This is a genomic window from Microbacterium oleivorans (assembly GCF_013389665.1).
GTDB lineage: Bacteria > Actinomycetota > Actinomycetes > Actinomycetales > Microbacteriaceae > Microbacterium > Microbacterium oleivorans_C.
The window spans coordinates 1,513,565-1,528,383 of record NZ_CP058316.1; the positions used below are offsets into that span (position 1 = coordinate 1,513,565).

At 71.7% G+C, this 14,819-nt stretch carries 14 protein-coding genes; 8 read left to right on the plus strand and 6 right to left on the minus strand.

The features are described from left to right. The first annotated feature begins 22 nt into the window (after positions 1-22). The 3 genes from HW566_RS07245 to HW566_RS07255 all read left to right on the plus strand — a co-directional run bounded on the left by HW566_RS07245 (position 23) and on the right by HW566_RS07255 (position 3,521). Positions 23-1,387 (plus strand): glucose-6-phosphate dehydrogenase, encoded by a 1,365-nt coding sequence (locus HW566_RS07245; protein WP_178011627.1) that lies wholly within the window; start codon positions 23-25, stop codon positions 1,385-1,387. Between the two features lie 137 nt (positions 1,388-1,524). Continuing rightward, positions 1,525-2,436, plus strand: coding sequence for an ABC transporter ATP-binding protein (locus tag HW566_RS07250; protein WP_178011629.1), 912 nt, complete (start codon positions 1,525-1,527; stop codon positions 2,434-2,436). After that, positions 2,433-3,521, plus strand: coding sequence for an ABC transporter permease (locus tag HW566_RS07255; RefSeq protein WP_178011631.1), 1,089 nt, complete (start codon positions 2,433-2,435; stop codon positions 3,519-3,521). The genes HW566_RS07250 and HW566_RS07255 overlap by 4 nt, the downstream gene beginning before the upstream one ends. A gap of 80 nt (positions 3,522-3,601) precedes the next feature. On the opposite strand, the gene HW566_RS07260 is transcribed toward HW566_RS07255, so the two are convergent. Further along, positions 3,602-3,991 (minus strand): VOC family protein, encoded by a 390-nt coding sequence (locus HW566_RS07260; RefSeq protein WP_178011633.1) that lies wholly within the window; start codon positions 3,989-3,991, stop codon positions 3,602-3,604. A gap of 131 nt (positions 3,992-4,122) precedes the next feature. Here HW566_RS07260 and HW566_RS07265 point away from each other — a divergent pair, with 131 nt between their 5' ends. The 4 genes from HW566_RS07265 (at position 4,123) to HW566_RS07280 (ending at position 7,965) form a co-directional block, all read left to right on the plus strand. Beyond that, entirely contained in the window at positions 4,123-4,704 is a 582-nt protein-coding gene (locus tag HW566_RS07265) for a nitroreductase family protein (RefSeq protein WP_178011635.1), read from the plus strand. Between the two features lie 141 nt (positions 4,705-4,845). After that, entirely contained in the window at positions 4,846-6,102 is a 1,257-nt protein-coding gene (locus tag HW566_RS07270; protein ID WP_178011637.1) for a type III polyketide synthase, read from the plus strand. Beyond that, the gene (locus HW566_RS07275) at positions 6,093-6,791 is read left to right on the plus strand and encodes a methyltransferase domain-containing protein (protein ID WP_178011639.1); all 699 of its coding nucleotides are present in this window, start codon (positions 6,093-6,095) and stop codon (positions 6,789-6,791) included. The genes HW566_RS07270 and HW566_RS07275 overlap by 10 nt, the downstream gene beginning before the upstream one ends. Further along, positions 6,784-7,965, plus strand: a complete 1,182-nt coding sequence (locus tag HW566_RS07280; RefSeq protein ID WP_178011640.1) for an FAD-dependent oxidoreductase — start codon at positions 6,784-6,786, stop codon at positions 7,963-7,965. The genes HW566_RS07275 and HW566_RS07280 overlap by 8 nt, the downstream gene beginning before the upstream one ends. 27 nt (positions 7,966-7,992) lie before the next feature. Here the strand turns inward: HW566_RS07280 and HW566_RS07285 are convergent, their stop codons facing one another. The 3 genes from HW566_RS07285 to HW566_RS07295 form a co-directional block, all read right to left on the minus strand. Further along, positions 7,993-8,820, minus strand: a complete 828-nt coding sequence (locus HW566_RS07285) for a UbiA family prenyltransferase (protein WP_178011642.1) — start codon at positions 8,818-8,820, stop codon at positions 7,993-7,995. Positions 8,821-8,892: 72 nt separating this feature from the next. Next, positions 8,893-11,115: an ATP-dependent Clp protease ATP-binding subunit gene (locus HW566_RS07290; RefSeq protein WP_178011644.1), complete on the minus strand. Its 2,223-nt coding sequence runs from the start codon at positions 11,113-11,115 to the stop codon at positions 8,893-8,895. Between the two features lie 64 nt (positions 11,116-11,179). Then, positions 11,180-12,202 (minus strand): helix-turn-helix domain-containing protein, encoded by a 1,023-nt coding sequence (locus HW566_RS07295; RefSeq protein ID WP_178011646.1) that lies wholly within the window; start codon positions 12,200-12,202, stop codon positions 11,180-11,182. Between the two features lie 71 nt (positions 12,203-12,273). On the opposite strand from HW566_RS07295, the gene HW566_RS07300 reads away from it, so the two are divergent. Then, complete coding sequence (locus HW566_RS07300) at positions 12,274-12,561, plus strand: hypothetical protein (protein ID WP_178011648.1); 288 nt, start codon at positions 12,274-12,276, stop codon at positions 12,559-12,561. Here HW566_RS07300 and HW566_RS07305 read toward each other — a convergent pair. Continuing rightward, positions 12,491-13,597 carry a glycosyltransferase gene (locus HW566_RS07305; RefSeq protein WP_178014770.1) on the minus strand — a complete coding sequence of 369 codons (1,107 nt, stop codon included), beginning with the start codon at positions 13,595-13,597 and terminating at the stop codon, positions 12,491-12,493. The genes HW566_RS07300 and HW566_RS07305 overlap by 71 nt on opposite strands. Positions 13,598-13,599: 2 nt before the next feature. After that, the gene (locus HW566_RS07310) at positions 13,600-14,748 is read right to left on the minus strand and encodes a glycosyltransferase (RefSeq protein ID WP_372955796.1); all 1,149 of its coding nucleotides are present in this window, start codon (positions 14,746-14,748) and stop codon (positions 13,600-13,602) included. Positions 14,749-14,819 lie beyond the last annotated feature (71 nt).

Genomic DNA, 14,819 nt, shown 5'->3' on the forward strand with positions numbered 1-14,819 from the left:
GACGCTCGGTAGCCTGACGGCCATGACCGCCGAAACGACGCTCATCATCCTCGGCGCCTCGGGAGATCTGACCTCGCGGCTCCTGCTGCCCGCGCTCGGGCAGCTGCTCGCCCGCGAGCCCGAGCGCCGCGTGCGGCTCCACGGCGCCGGCATGGACGACTGGTCCGACGATCAGTGGCGCGACACGGTGCGGGCGTCGTTCCGCGAGACCGACGCCGATGCGGCGTTCTCGTGCATCGCAGACACCACCTACACGCAGGCCGACATCACCCGCGCCGACGAGCTGCAGGCGATCCTGGATGCCGCCGAGGGTCGCGCGGCACTGTACTTCGCCGTCCCGCCGGCGGTCGCCGCCGCGGCCTGCGCCGCCCTCGCCGACGTGCGCCTGCCCACAGGCACCGTGCTCGCCCTCGAGAAGCCGTTCGGTTCGGACGCCGATGGCGCACGCCGGCTCAACGACATCCTGGCGGGCCTCGTCCCCGAGGAGCAGATCTTCCGTGTGGACCACTTCCTGGGGCGCTCGACGGTGCTGAATCTGCTGGGCGTGCGCTTCGCGAACCGCATCATCGAGCCGGTCTGGTCGGCCGACGACATCGCCTCGATCGAGATCCGATACGACGAGTCCTTGGGCCTGGAGGGACGGGCGGGCTACTACGACCGCGCCGGCGCCCTCACCGACATGATCCAGAGCCACCTGCTGCAGGTCATGGCGTTCGTGACGATGGAGCCGCCGGCATCCCTCGACGAGCGGGATCTGCGCGACGCCACCGGCGCGGTGCTGCGAGCCACGGCGATCTGGAACGACGACCCCGCGGGTTCCTCGCGCCGCGCCCGCTACACCGCCGGCACCGTGGCGGGCCGGCACTATCCCTCGTACGCCGACGAGCCCGGCGTCGATCCCGCACGCGAAACCGAGACGCTCGCCGAGGTCGTCGTCGAGGTGCGCAACGCCCGGTGGCAAGGGGTGCCGATCACGCTGCGCTCGGGCAAGGCCCTCGGACACGTCGATGCCGAGGTCGTCGTGCGGTTCCACCCGGTGCGGCACCTGCCTGCGGGTTTCACCGGCGACCCGCACCCCTCGGTGCTGCGCTTCGCGCTCGGGCCCGACACGATGGCTCTCGAGCTCAACGTCAACAGCGGCGCCGACCCGCTCGAACTCGAGCGGGCCACGCTGCTGGCCGAGCTCGGCGAAGGGGCGCTGAAGGCGTACGCCGAGGTGCTCTCGGGCATCCTCGACGGCGACGCCATGCTCTCTGTCCGCGGCGATGCCGCGGTCGACTGCTGGCGCATCGTGCAGCCCGTGCTCGACGCCTGGCACGCCGGCGCCGTCCCGATGGACGAGTACCCGGCCGGTGTCTCGTCACCGGCGGGGTGGCCGGCGCGCTGAGCCCGCCCTCGGCGCCCCGCGCCTCTCCTGCGCAGCTCCGCCTCCCGGCGGGCGCCGCCGGCTCACGATCCGCCGTACGGGGGATCCGCGACCCCCGGTGCGCTCCCTAGCGTGGAGTCATCGGACAAGGAGGCGGAATGCTCGAACTGAGCGGCATCACCAAGAGCTACGGCACGCACCGCGTGCTCGACGACGTGGGGTTCCGGGTTCCCGACGGACGCCTGACGGGCTTCGTCGGGGGCAACGGCGCGGGCAAGACCACGACCATGCGCATCATGCTGGGCGTGCTGTCGCGCGACCGGGGCGAGGTCACGATCGACGGCACGCCGCTGACGGCCGCCGACCGCCGCCGCTTCGGCTACATGCCTGAGGAGCGCGGCCTCTACCCGAAGATGAAGGTCCTCGAGCAGATCGTCTACCTCGCGCGGCTGCACGGCTTCTCGAAGGCCGACGCCGCGACGCGGGCGCAGTCGCTGCTCGAGGAGCTCGGACTCGGCGAGCGCCTGAACGACAACATCGAGACGCTCTCGCTCGGCAACCAGCAGCGCGCTCAGATCGCCGCAGCGCTCGTTCACGACCCCCAGGTGCTGATCCTCGACGAGCCGTTCTCCGGCCTCGACCCGCTCGCCGTCGACGTCGTCGCCGAGGTGCTGCAGTCCCGCGCGGCGCAGGGGGTGGGCGTGCTCTTCTCGTCGCACCAGCTCGACGTCGTCGAGCGCCTGTGCGACGACCTCGTGATCATCGCCGGAGGCACCATCCGCGCCGCCGGCACCCGCGAGGGACTGCGACGGCAGCACCAGGGCCACCGGTTCGAGCTCGTCTCCACGGGCGACGCCGGGTGGCTGCGCGCCGAGCCGGGCGTGGAGGTCGTCGAGTTCGACGGCGGCTACGCCCTCTTCGACGTCGACGCCGACGAGACCGCTCAGCGCGTCCTGCGTCGTGCCGTCGCCCAGGGCGATGTCGCGAGCTTCACGCCGCGGCATCCCTCGCTCGCCCAGATCTTCACCGAAGTCATCCAAGAAGAGCGCACCCCGGAGGTCGCACCGTGAGCACCGCATCCCCTTCGTTCGCCCAGAGCACGTGGCTCGTCGCCGAGCGCGAGATCGGCTCGAAGCTGCGCAGCAAGTCGTTCGTCATCTCCTTCCTCATCCTCTTCCTCGGGGCGCTCGCGCTCATCGTGTGGGGCGGCTTCTCGGCGGGTGACGACAGCGGATCCCCCGTCGCCGTCACCCCCGACGCCACCTCGTACGTGCAGAACGCCGCCGGTCTCGAGGTGCGGGATGTGGCCGACCGCAGCGCTGCCGAGACGGCGGTCCGCGATGGCGACGTCGAGGCGGCGATCGTGGCCGACACCACGTCGCCGACGGGCTTCGTCGTGATCGGCGACTCGTCGGTGTCGAACACCATCCTGATGGCGCTGGCCCAGCTGCCGAAGGTCGAGCTGCTCGATCCGACCGGCGACGCCGGCTTCCTCGGCTACATCGTCGCGATCGGCTTCGGCGCGATCTTCTTCATCTCGGCCCAGACGTTCGGTGCGACGATCGCCCAGTCCGTCGTCGAGGAGAAGCAGACCCGCGTCGTCGAGCTGCTCATCTCCGCCGTGCCGGTGCGCGCGTTGCTGGCCGGCAAGGTGATCGGCAACACCGTGCTGGCGATGGGGCAGATCCTCATCCTGGCGGCGGTGGCGGTGATCGGGCTCACGGTCACCGACCAGACCGCGCTGCTGACGGGCATCGGCGCCCCGATCGCCTGGTTCGCGGTGTTCTTCCTCTTCGGGTTCATCCTGCTGGCGGCGCTGTTCGCCGCAGCGGCCGCGATGGTCTCGCGTCAGGAGGACATCGGCGCCACGACGACGCCGCTCATCCTGCTCGTGATGGCGCCGTACTTCCTGGTCATCTTCGCGTGGAACAATCCGCTGATCCTCGCGATCATGTCGTACGTGCCGTTCTCGGCCCCGGTCGGGATGCCGATGCGCCTGTTCCTCGGCGATGCGATGTGGTGGGAGCCGTTGCTCTCGCTGGCGATCCTGCTCGTGACCTGCGTCGGCGCGATCCTGGTGGGCGCGAAGATCTACGAGAACTCGCTGCTGCGCATGGGCGCCAGAGTCAAGCTCGGCGAGGCGCTCAAGCGCTGAGCGACACCGCCGCTGCAACGACGGCGCCCGGTGCGGCATCCCTCGCGGATGACCTCGCCGGGCGCCGACGTCTGCGCGGATCAGGCCTCGAGCACGGCGATGACGTTGCCGGCGGGATCGCGGAACCAGGCGATGTCGGGGCCGCGGCCCTCCCCGCGCACGATCCCGCGCTCGTCGGAGGGGAACTCGTCGTCGGAGTAGATCTTGGTCTCGACGCCCCGCCCGCGAAGGTCGTCGACGGCGGCGTCGATGTCGTCGACGGGGAAGTTCAGGATCGTGAAACCGGCCGGAACGTGGTCGGGTTTGGCGTACACGAGGATGCCGCCTCCCGATGCGAGGCGGATCTCGAGGAAGCCCATGGCGTTGGTCTCGACGTCGAGACCGAGCGTGTCGGCGTAGAAGGCGCGGGCGGCGTCGATGTCGTCGACGCTGAACCCGCTGAAGGCCCCGTCGACTCCGAAAGCGGTCATTCCCCCAGGGTCGCCCCGCCGGACCGCGTGCGCAAGAGGAGCACGTGGGAATGACGGGGCGCTCGGCGCGGTTCGATGTTGTCGGGACGATGGAGTCCGTCGTTGTCCGTCCACCACCCCGGGAGAATCCCATGTCCCTCATCGAAGACCGCGTCGCCGACACGGATGCCCCCGTCCTCGACGTCCTCGCCGCCCGCTGGAGCACGCGCCTGTACGACGATGTCGCCCCCATCGACGAGGCCGCCCTCGCCAGTGCCCTCGAGGCCGCCCGGTGGGCGCCGTCGGCGTTCAACCTCCAGCCCTGGCGCTTCGTCGTCGCCCGCCGCGGCTCCGCGACGCACGAGAAGGTCGTCTCGACGCTCGTCGACTTCAACAAGGCCTGGGCCGGTCCCGCCGGCGCCCTCATCGTGTTCGTCGCGCAGACCGAGAACGACGGCAAGCCCGTGCCCACCGCTCTGTACGACCTCGGCCAGGCCGCCGCGCACTTCACCGTGCAGGCTCACGCCGACGGCCTCTACACGCACCAGATGACAGGCTTCGACGCGTCGGCCCTCGCCGACGTGCTCGGCATCGAATCGCCGCTCGTGCCGCTGACCGTCATGGCCGTCGGCGACCTCGGCGACGTCGACGGCGCCCCCGCCGCCGTGCGCGAACGCGAGCTCTCGCCGCGCACCCGCCGCCCGGTGACCGAATCGGTCGTCGTCGACGACTGACCGTCGCCGTCGCGTCCGACACGCAGCGCCTCGCCCCCGTGGCCGGGGCGCTGCGTCGTTTCGGCGAAGGGCACCATAGACGAGGCCCGCGTGGTGCGACACCCCCGCGCCGTCGACCTCCCGCGACGGTTATCGTCAAGCATGACCGCTCGAATCCTGTCGATCGGCACCGCCGTGCCGCCGGCCGTGCTCCGCCAAGACGCCGTGCGCGATCTCTTCGGCTCACAGCCCGGGATCGGCCGCCTGTCGCAGCGCCTCGTCCGCGCGGTGTTCGACGCCTCGGCCATCGAGACACGCCACACCGTGCTGACGGAGCTGGCGGACGCTCTCGACCGGCGCTCCCGCGACGCCGCCACGGCCGATGCGGCGACCGGCGATGCGGCGAACGGCGACGAGACCGCGCCCGAGTCGCTGCCGGTGCTCTCGGATGCGGGTGCGCTGCTGTCGCCCACGACCGGCGCCCGCAATGACGCCTACATCGCGCTGGCCCCGGACCTGTTCGCCCGGGCGGCGCGGGAAGCGCTCGCCGCAGCATCCGTCGCCCCGTCCCAGGTGACGCACGTCGTCACGGTCTCGTGCACGGGCATGTTCGCGCCGGGACCGGATTATCGACTCGTCCGCGACCTCGGCCTTTCCACCGGGGTGGAGCGCTACCACCTGGGCTTCATCGGGTGCGCCGCGGCCGTTCCGGCGCTGCGCGCCGCGGCGCGGATGTGTGCGGCCGATCCGGATGCCGTCGTCCTCGTCGTCTGCGCCGAGCTGTGCACGCTCCACTTCCGGGTCGCCGACGACCCCGACCAGATCCTCGCGGCCTCGTTGTTCGCCGACGGCGCCGCGGCGGCCGTCGTGAGCGCCGACCCGGCACGACGCGGCGAGCGCTGGCTCGACCTCGACCGCTTCGCCACCGTCGTCACCGACGAGGGCGAGCGCGACATGACCTGGACCGTCGGTGACGCCGGTTTCGAGATGGTGCTCTCGGCCGAGGTCCCCCGCATCATCGGACGCGAGATCCGCGACGCCGTCGACGGGTTCGTCGGTGACGCCTCGGTCGACACCTGGGCCGTCCATCCCGGCGGCCGCAGCGTCGTCGACCGTGTCGAGGCCGGGCTCGGGCTCGCCCCCGATGCCCTGTCCGCCTCGCGCGCGGTCCTGCGCGATCACGGCAACATGTCGAGCGCGACGATCCTGTTCATCCTGCGATCGCTGCTGGCCGGCGAGGGTCTGCGCGACGGTGAGACGATCGCGACCCTCGCGTTCGGTCCGGGCCTGACCCTGGAGGCGGCCCTGCTGACCGCCGGAGTCTCGACCGGCGTCACGCCCGGGGCCGGCTCCGCCGAGGAACAGGATGCCGCCGAGCCCGCCGCCCGCCTCGCCGAGCCCGTCGCCTCGTGGACCTGAGGCGCCGCGACACCGAGCTGCGGGAGCTGATGGACGACCCCGACTGCGACGCGGAGGCCCTGGCCCGGACCCTGCGCCGCTTCGACGCCGTCAATCGGGTCGTGAGCGGCTGGGGCGCGGTGTGGCGGCGCCACCTGCGTCCCGCGCTCGCGCGGCTCGACCGCCCCGCCCGCGTGCTCGACATCGGCTCCGGCGGCGGTGACGTGACGGCGCGGCTGGCGCGCGCGGCCGACCGCGACGGTCTCCGCGTGGACTGGGTCGGCATCGACCCCGACCCGCGGGCGCTGGCGGTCGCGAACGCGCGCAGCCGACCCGGTCTGGAGTTCCGCAGCGCCGACTCCACGACGCTGCGGGCGAGCGGAGAGCGCTTCGACGCCGTGATCTCCAACCACGTGCTCCACCACCTCGGCGATACCGAGCTGCCGAGCTTCCTCGACGACTCGCGGGCCCTCACCGACGGCATCGTGCTGCACGCCGACATCGAGCGGAGTCGGACGGCGTACGCGCTGTACGCGGCGGGCATCCTGCCCCTGCAACACGGGACGTTCCTCCGCACCGACGGACTGCGCTCGATCCGCCGCAGCTATCGGGCTCCCGAGCTGCGGGCTGAGCTGGCCTCCCAGGGCCCGTGGCATGTGCTGCGTCCGGCACCGTTTCGCGTGCTCGCGGTGGGGTCGGGTCGTGCCTGAGGTCATCGTCGTCGGAGCGGGACCCGTGGGAATGCTGCTGGCCGCCGAGCTGGCACGCCGCGACGTGGACGTGGAGGTGGTCGAGCGCCGCGCGCAGGGCGGCGGCGGATCGCGGGCGATCGGTCTTCACGCCCCCGTCCTCGCGGCGCTCGAGGAGGGCGGCGCGACCGACCGCATCCTCGCGCGGGCGGTGCGGGTGTCGCGCGGCGAGGCTCGCAGCGACGGCCGCCTGCTCGGCGTCGTGCGGTTCGACCGCCTGTCGGTGCGGCATCCCTACGTCGCGACGCTGCCGCAGGCGCTCACCGAGTCGGCTCTCGCCGTCGGAGCTCCCGAACCCCAGCGCGGCACGACGGTGAGTCGGGTGCGTGTGGGCATGGACGCGGTGCGCCTCGACGCGTCCGATCCCCGCGGCGAGCGCGAGCTCTCCGCCCCCATCGTGGTCGTCGCCGCAGGCGTCGGCGCGCGCGACCTGGTCTTCCGTCCGGACGCGCTCGGACGCACGAGCTACCCCGACCGCTACCTGATGAGCGACACCGACGTCGCGCCTCGCGAGGACGCCGAGACCGCCGTGGTGCACCTGGCCGCGGGGGGCGTGCTGGAGTCGTTCCCGCTGCCGGGCGGACGCCGGAGGTTCGTGGCCTGGGACGCCGGCGACCCGCGCACCACCGCCGCCGGCGGCGCGGGCGGCGCGACGGGGATCGACGAGCCCGCGGCGCGGCTCGAGCGCCTGCGTGCGGCGCTCCGGGAACGGGGCGAAGCCGCGGCGGCCGACACGGTGACGGCGGCGACCGGCTTCCGCGTCCGGCGGGTGCTGGCGCCCGCGATGCGGCGGGGCCGGCTCGCCGTCATCGGCGACAGCGCCCACGAGATCAGCCCGATCGGCGGGCAGGGCATGAACCTGGGCCTCCTGGATGCCGCGACGCTCGCTCCCCTGCTCGCCGCCTGGGTCCGGACGGGGCGGGAGCCCGCGGCGGCCCTCGCGCGGTGGGAGCGCGACCGCCTCCGCTCGGCCCGCATCGCCGGTCGCATGGCGGCGGTCAACATGCGGCTCGGACGACCGGTGAGCGCCGCGACACACGCGCTGCGAACGCGCACGCTGGGCGCGGCTCTCGCAGCCACCGGCTCGCTCGTCCCCCGCGCCTACGCCATGGGGCTCGACACCGCCGCGCGCTGACCCCGCCGCCGGGTGTCCGCGCGCGGGCTACGCGGCGAGGGCTCCCGCGGTTGCGACCAGTTGCGCGGCCAGCAGCAGGGCCGAGGCCATGACGAGGCGGAATCCCGTCCGATCGGGCCCGCGCCGCCGCATCCGCACGATCACCGCCGCGGCCAGCAGCAGCACCGCGACGAAGAAGATCCAGGCCAGCGGGCCTCCGGCACCACCGCCGACCATGACGGAGACGGCTGCGACGACGATCCCGGCGACGGCGGCGAAGACCGAGGCGGTGGCGCCGAGGCGGTGCGGCAGGCCGCGGACGCCGGTGCGGCGGTCGTCGTCGAGATCGGGCAGCACGTTCGTGAGGTGCACGGCGGCGCCGAGGGCGGCACCGGCGACCGCCGCGAACGGCGCGGCGAGCACGGGCTCCGGAGCCGACAGCGTGGCGAGCGAGGGGAAGAGTCCGAAGCTGACGAGGAACGGGACCACCGACACCGCGGTCGCCTTGAGACCGAGGTTGTACGCCCACGCCGACACGATGGTGACGGCGTGGGCGAGCAGCATCCCCCAGCCGAGCACCGACGACAGCGCCAGAGCGATCACGACGGAGCCGATCGCAGCGAACCACGCCGTGCGATTCGACACCTCGCCTCGCACGAGCGGCTTGTCGCGACGCCCGACCGCCCGGTCGCGCTCGCGGTCGATGGTGTCGTTGGAGATGCCGATGGAGAGCTGCCCGAAGAAGACGGATGCCACGAGCACGGCGACCCGCCAGAACTCGAGCCCCGCGGCGAGGCCGAGCGCGAGCGACAGCGCCGTGACGACGAGGGCGGGCCCGGGATGGGAGGCGCCCCACAGGGCCCGCACGGTACGCATGCCCCGATGCTCTCACGCCGTGCGCAAGCAGCCCGCGGGGCTTGCGCCCGTACCCGCCCGGTGACCGACGGGTCAGTCGTCGAGCAGCTCGGCCTCGATCACATCGTCGTCGGGGTCGTCGCCGCGGCTCCCGCCGGCGGGCGCGCCCGCACTCGTCAGCACGAGCGACGAGCCGTCGGCCGCGACATCCACCCGCACGACGTCGCCGTCGTGCACACCACCCGAGAGGATCGCCATGGCGAGGCGATCCTGGATCTCGGACTGGATGAGCCGGCGCAGCGGGCGGGCCCCGTACACCGGGTCGTAGCCCCGCTCGGCGAGCCAGGCACGAGCGTCGGGGGTCACCGCCAACGCGAGACGGCGGTCCTTGAGGCGGCGCTGGAGGACATCGACCGAGAGCTCGACGATCTGCGCGAGGTCGTCCTGGCTGAGCGCCTCGAACATGACGGTGTCGTCGAGCCGGTTGAGGAACTCCGGCCGGAACGCCTGGCGCAGCAGGATCTGCACCTGTTCCCGCTTCTGCTCCAGGCTCAGCGTCGGGTCGATGAGGATCGGCGATCCGAGGTTGGAGGTGAGAATCAGGATGACGTTGCGGAAGTCGACCGTCCGGCCCTGGCCATCGGTGAGCCGGCCGTCGTCCATGACCTGCAGCAGCACGTCGAAGACCTCGGGATGGGCCTTCTCGACCTCGTCGAGCAGCACGACCGAGTACGGGCGTCGCCGGACCGCCTCGGTCAGCTGACCGCCCTGCTCGTACCCGATGTACCCGGGAGGGGCGCCGACGAGCCGCGACACGGAGTGCTTCTCGCCGTACTCCGACATGTCGATCCGGATCATCGCGTGCTCGTCGTCGAACAGGAACTCCGCCAGCGCCTTGGCCAGTTCGGTCTTGCCGACGCCGGTGGGGCCCAGGAACAGGAACGATCCGGTCGGCCGGTTCGGGTCGCTGATCCCCGCGCGCGAGCGCCGCACGGCGTCCGCGACGGCCTTCACGGCGACCTTCTGCCCGATGAGGCGCTTGCCGAGCTCCGACTCCAGCCGCACGAGCTTCTCGGTCTCGCCCTGCAGCAACCGGCCGACGGGGATGCCCGTCCACGCCGCGATGACCGAGGCGATGTCCTCATCGGTGACCTGGTCGTTCACCATCCGCTCCGGACCGTCGACGGCCGTCTCGGCACGTTCGGCCTCGACCACCTCGCGCTCGAGCGCCGGGATCTCGGCGTACAGCAGCCGCGAGGCCATCTCGAGGTTCCCCTCGCGCTGCGCGCGCTCGGCCTCGACGCGTGCGGCATCCAGGCGGGTCTTCAGATCGCCGACGCGGTTGAGCGACGCACGCTCGCGCTCCCATCGCGCCTGCAGGTCGTCGAGCTTGTGCTGTTCGTCCTTCAGCGACGCACGCAGGGTCTCCAGACGCTCGCGCGACGCGGCATCCTTCTCCTTCTTCAGCGCGAGCTCCTCGAGCTTCAGCCGATCGACGTGACGGCGCAGCTCATCGATCTCGAGTGGCGCCGAGTCGATCTCCATGCGCAGCCGCGACGCGGCCTCGTCGATGAGGTCGATCGCCTTGTCGGGCAGCTGCCGGGCCGGGATGTACCGGTTCGAGAGGGATGCCGCGGCCACGAGCGCGCCGTCGGCGATCGCCACCTTGTGGTGCGCCTCGTAGCGCTCCTTGAGCCCGCGGAGGATCGCGATCGTGTCCTCGACGCTCGGTTCGCCGACGTAGACCTGCTGGAAGCGCCGCTCGAGAGCGGCATCCTTCTCGATGAACTCGCGGTACTCGTCGAGGGTCGTCGCGCCGATGAGGCGCAGCTCGCCGCGGGCGAGCATGGGCTTGAGCATGTTCGACGCCGCGACGGACCCCTCACCGCCCCCGGCACCCATGAGCACGTGCAGCTCGTCGATGAAGGTGATGATCCGGCCGTCCGACTCGGTGATCTCCTTGAGCACGCTCTTCAGGCGCTCCTCGAACTGGCCGCGGTACATGGCACCGGCGACGAGGGCGGAGATGTCGAGCGAGACGAGCTCCTTGTTCTTCAGGCTCTCGGCGACGTCGCCGGCGACGATGCGCTGGGCGAGGCCCTCGACGACGGCGGTCTTGCCGACGCCGGGCTCGCCGATGAGGACGGGGTTGTTCTTGGTTCGGCGGGTGAGCACCTGGCTGACCCGGCGGATCTCGCCGTCGCGCCCGATGACGGGGTCGAGCTTGCCCTGGCGGGCACGGTCGGTGAGGTTGATGCCGAACTGCTCGAGGGCGCTGCGCGCGTCCTCCTGCCCCGGCTGCTGCGTCGCGTTCATGAGTCTCCTGAATTCTCTCGGCTCAAACTTGAGCCTGAATGACTCAAGTTTAGCATCGCGCGGATCAGGATGCCACGGGTGCCGCGTGCAGCTCGGCCAGACGATGGTCTCCGCCGCCGGACGCCGCGACCGCCTCGTCGGTGCAGGCGAATCGCGCCCGATACGCCGACGGGCTGAGACCCAGGGCTCGGGCGAAGTTCTGGCGCAGCACCGATGCCGAACCGAAGCCGCTGTCGGCGGCGACCTGGTCGAGCGCGAGATCGGTCTGCTCGAGCAGACGCTGAGCCCGGAGGATGCGCTGACGCCCGAGCCAGGCCGCGGGCGTCGTTCCGTAGTCCGCCTTGAACCGCCGCGCGAACGTGCGCGGCGACATGTGCGCCCGGGCGGCGAGCAGGTCGACGGAGAGGTCGAGGTCGAGGTTCTCCACCATCCAGTCGGCGATCGGGGTGAGCGAGAGCGAGGACGCGTCGGGCAGCGGCTTGGCGATGAACTGGGCCTGCCCACCGTCGCGCTGCGGTGCGACGACCATGCGCCGCGCGATCGTGTTGGCAGCCTCGGCGCCGAGTTCGATGCGCAGCAGGTGCAGGCACGCGTCGAGGCCCGCAGCCGTGCCGGCACTCGTGATGATGCGATCCGATTGGACATAGAGGACCGCCGGGTCGACTTCGATCTGCGGATACATCTGCGCCATCGTCTCGGCGTAGCGCCAGTGGGTCGTCGCGCGCTTGCCGTCGAGCACGCCCGCGGCCGCGACGACGAACGATCCGCTGCAGACCGTCAGCACCCAGGCGCCGCGCTCGACCGCACGGCGGACGACCGCGCTCACCCGTTCGTCGACGTGGTTCCACGCACTCCGCGGGATCGGGGTGATCACGACGAGATCGGCCTCGTCGGCGAACCCGAGATCGCTCTCGACGTTGATCGAGAAGCCCATGTTGGCCGGCACAACCCCCGGGTCCGGAGCGACGATGCGGAAGTCGAAGTTCGGGATGCCGTCGTCGGATCGGTCGAGACCGAAGGCCTCGCACGCGAGTCCGAACTCGAACGGGGCGAAACCCGGCTGGACGATGCAGGCGACGGAGTGCATGGCAGTTTTCCTCCGAGTAGTGACTGTCCTGCCATCGCGGGCAGGAATGCTCTCATCGTAGCGTTTCTGCCATGGGTACGACACTGCTCTTTCTGCTCCTCTCGGCACTGGCCGTCACCGGCATCCTGGGGACGCTCGTGCTGGTCTCGCGCGACGGCTATCGCGCCGTCCCCACGCGCCCGCACCCGGGGCGGGGCGACGGCGGCGCAGGCGGCGGGAAGGCCGACGCGATACCCGGCGCACGCACCACTCGGGTGGCCGGCGTGCCGGGCTCGCCCGGTGCGGCGGTCAGCGAGCGCGCTGCGCGACGACGCGACGGGATGCCGCCAGCAGGCGCGCCGCGGACTCGGGCCACGTGAAGCGGGCGATGTGCTCGCGCCCCGCGGCGACCAGCGCCGCGCGGGCGCCCTCGTCGTCGAGGCCGATCACCGCGTCCGCGAAGGCCCGGGCGTCGCGAGCCGGTACGTAACGGGCGCCGGGCCCACCGACCTCGTGGAAGATCTCCATGTCGCTCACGACGGCGGGAACGCCGAGCTCGAGCGCTTCGGCGATCGGGAGGCCGTAGCCCTCGTCGAGGCTGAGGGTCGCCAGCAGCGCAGCGTCCGAGAGGAGCGCTGCGTACTCGGTGTCGGTGACCCCGCCGTGGAACACGATGCGGGCATCGGCGGGAGCGAGCTTCTCGAGCTCCTCCTGGCGGGCGGGCGAGATGCGGCTGAGGAGGTGCAGGGTGCGCCCGGGCAGGTGGGCCATCGCGCGCACGAGGGTCTCGACGTTCTTGTAGGGCATGAACGAGCCCATGTAGACGATGTTCAGCGCAGCGGCAGCCCCCGGCATCGCGCCCGCCGGAGCGAGCTCCGCCAACCGCTGCGGCGCGTTGGGCAGCACGACGACCTCGCGCTTGGTCAGCCGCACCGCGGCGAACTGACGCTTGCTGGTCTCGCTCACCGTGGCCACGGCGTCGGCGGCGTTCAAGGTGGCCCGCTGCGGCGCGTAGGTCAGGTGGAACAGCCGCCATCCCAGCCGCACGAACCACGGCAGATCGCGCGGCGGCGTGCGGTGGCGGTAGTAGATGGTGTCGTGCAGCGTGAGGATGAGTCCGAAGCGGCGTCCGAGCGCGCCGATGGTCTGCATCGGCGAGTACACGACATCCGGCCGGTACCGGTTCAACCGCAACGCGGCGAGCGGCTCGAGCACGGAGGTCGGCGCGTGCAGCGACACGGTCGGGGCGCCCGCGGGCAGCAGCGCGACCTGACCGGGGTCGTGCACGATGAAGGTCACCTCGACACCGGCATCGGGCGCTGCGGCGAACACCGCGTGGGCGAGCTCGTGCGAGAACCGACTGATGCCGTCGTGGAAGTCCGTCCGGATGTACCGGGCATCGAAGAAGAGGCGCATCGTCACGCGCCGAGCGGCTCGCCGCGGTAGAGCTTCTCGAAGGTGTCGAGCGTGCGCTCGATGTCGTGGATCTCGACGCCGTCGAGCGAGGCCTGCTGCATCCTCAGGTACTCCTCGGGCGAGGCCGTCAGCACCCGGCGCAGCTTGTCGGCGAGGTCGTCGACGTCACCCGGCTCGAAGAGGTAGCCGTTGACACCGGACTGCACCAGGTGCGGCAGCGCGACCGCGTTCGCGGCCACGACCGGCAACCCCGAGGCCATGGCCTCCATCGTCGCGATCGACTGCAGCTCGGCGATCGAGGCGATCGCGAACACGTCGGCGCGCGTGTAGGCAGCACGCAGCTGCGCCTCGTCGGTGCGGCCGTAGAAGGTCACCCGGTCGATGATGCCGAGCTGCTGCGCGGCCTGCTCGAGGTTGCGGCGCTGGTCGCCGCCGCCCACGATGTCGAAGTGCACGTCGAGCTCGGGAGCGAGCTTGGCGACGGCGCCGAGGGTGACCTCGACGTGCTTCTCGGTCGTCAGGCGCCCCACGAACAGGATGCGGCGGTGCTCGCGCGGGGTCAGGTCGGGGGTGTAGTTGCGCTTGTCGATGCCGCAGCTGATCGGGATGACACCCGAGATGTCGATGGTGTCCTGCAGGAACTCGGCGGCCTTGCGCGTCGGTGTCGTGACCGCGCGCGACATGTCGAACGTGCGCTTGGCGTCGTCCCAGCAGAGCTTGATGATGATCTTGTCGAGGAACGGCGGCAGGGTGGTGAAGTCGATGACGTTCTCGGCCATCACGTGATTGGTCGCGATGACCGGGATCCCGCGCTTCCTCGCCTCGCGGGTCAGTCCGCGCCCGATGACGATGTGCGACTGGCTGTGCACCACGTCGGGCTTGACCGAGTCGAGCACCCGCCGCGCGTAGTGCTTCGACCGCCAGGGCAGCACGAACCGCAGCCAGTCGTGCGGGTACCACCGCCATCCGGGAAGGCGGTGCACGGTGAGGTCGGCGCCTTCGATGTTCTCGGTGAAGACGCCCGCCCGAGAGTGCTTGACGCTGGGGGTGACGACGTGGACGTCGTGCCCTCGGGCGGCGAGGCCGGCCGACAGCCGCTCGGCGAAGCGGGCGGCCCCGTTGACGTCGGGCGCGAACGTGTCGGCACCCATCACGATGGTCAGGGGTGCGCGCGAGCTGGCGGCGGGAACACCCTCGGTCGTCGTGGATTCGGTCACGGGTC

Coding starts and splice junctions, on each gene's coding strand:
- HW566_RS07245 (WP_178011627.1), top strand. CDS start 23: ATGACCGCCGAAACGACGCTCATCATCCTCGGCGCCTCGGGAGATCTG.
- HW566_RS07250 (WP_178011629.1), top strand. CDS start 1,525: ATGCTCGAACTGAGCGGCATCACCAAGAGCTACGGCACGCACCGCGTG.
- HW566_RS07260 (WP_178011633.1), bottom strand. CDS start 3,991: ATGACCGCTTTCGGAGTCGACGGGGCCTTCAGCGGGTTCAGCGTCGAC.
- HW566_RS07265 (WP_178011635.1), top strand. CDS start 4,123: ATGTCCCTCATCGAAGACCGCGTCGCCGACACGGATGCCCCCGTCCTC.
- HW566_RS07270 (WP_178011637.1), top strand. CDS start 4,846: ATGACCGCTCGAATCCTGTCGATCGGCACCGCCGTGCCGCCGGCCGTG.
- HW566_RS07285 (WP_178011642.1), bottom strand. CDS start 8,820: ATGCGTACCGTGCGGGCCCTGTGGGGCGCCTCCCATCCCGGGCCCGCC.
- HW566_RS07290 (WP_178011644.1), bottom strand. CDS start 11,115: ATGAACGCGACGCAGCAGCCGGGGCAGGAGGACGCGCGCAGCGCCCTC.
- HW566_RS07295 (WP_178011646.1), bottom strand. CDS start 12,202: ATGCACTCCGTCGCCTGCATCGTCCAGCCGGGTTTCGCCCCGTTCGAG.
- HW566_RS07300 (WP_178011648.1), top strand. CDS start 12,274: ATGGGTACGACACTGCTCTTTCTGCTCCTCTCGGCACTGGCCGTCACC.
- HW566_RS07305 (WP_178014770.1), bottom strand. CDS start 13,597: ATGCGCCTCTTCTTCGATGCCCGGTACATCCGGACGGACTTCCACGAC.
- HW566_RS07310 (WP_372955796.1), bottom strand. CDS start 14,748: ATGGGTGCCGACACGTTCGCGCCCGACGTCAACGGGGCCGCCCGCTTC.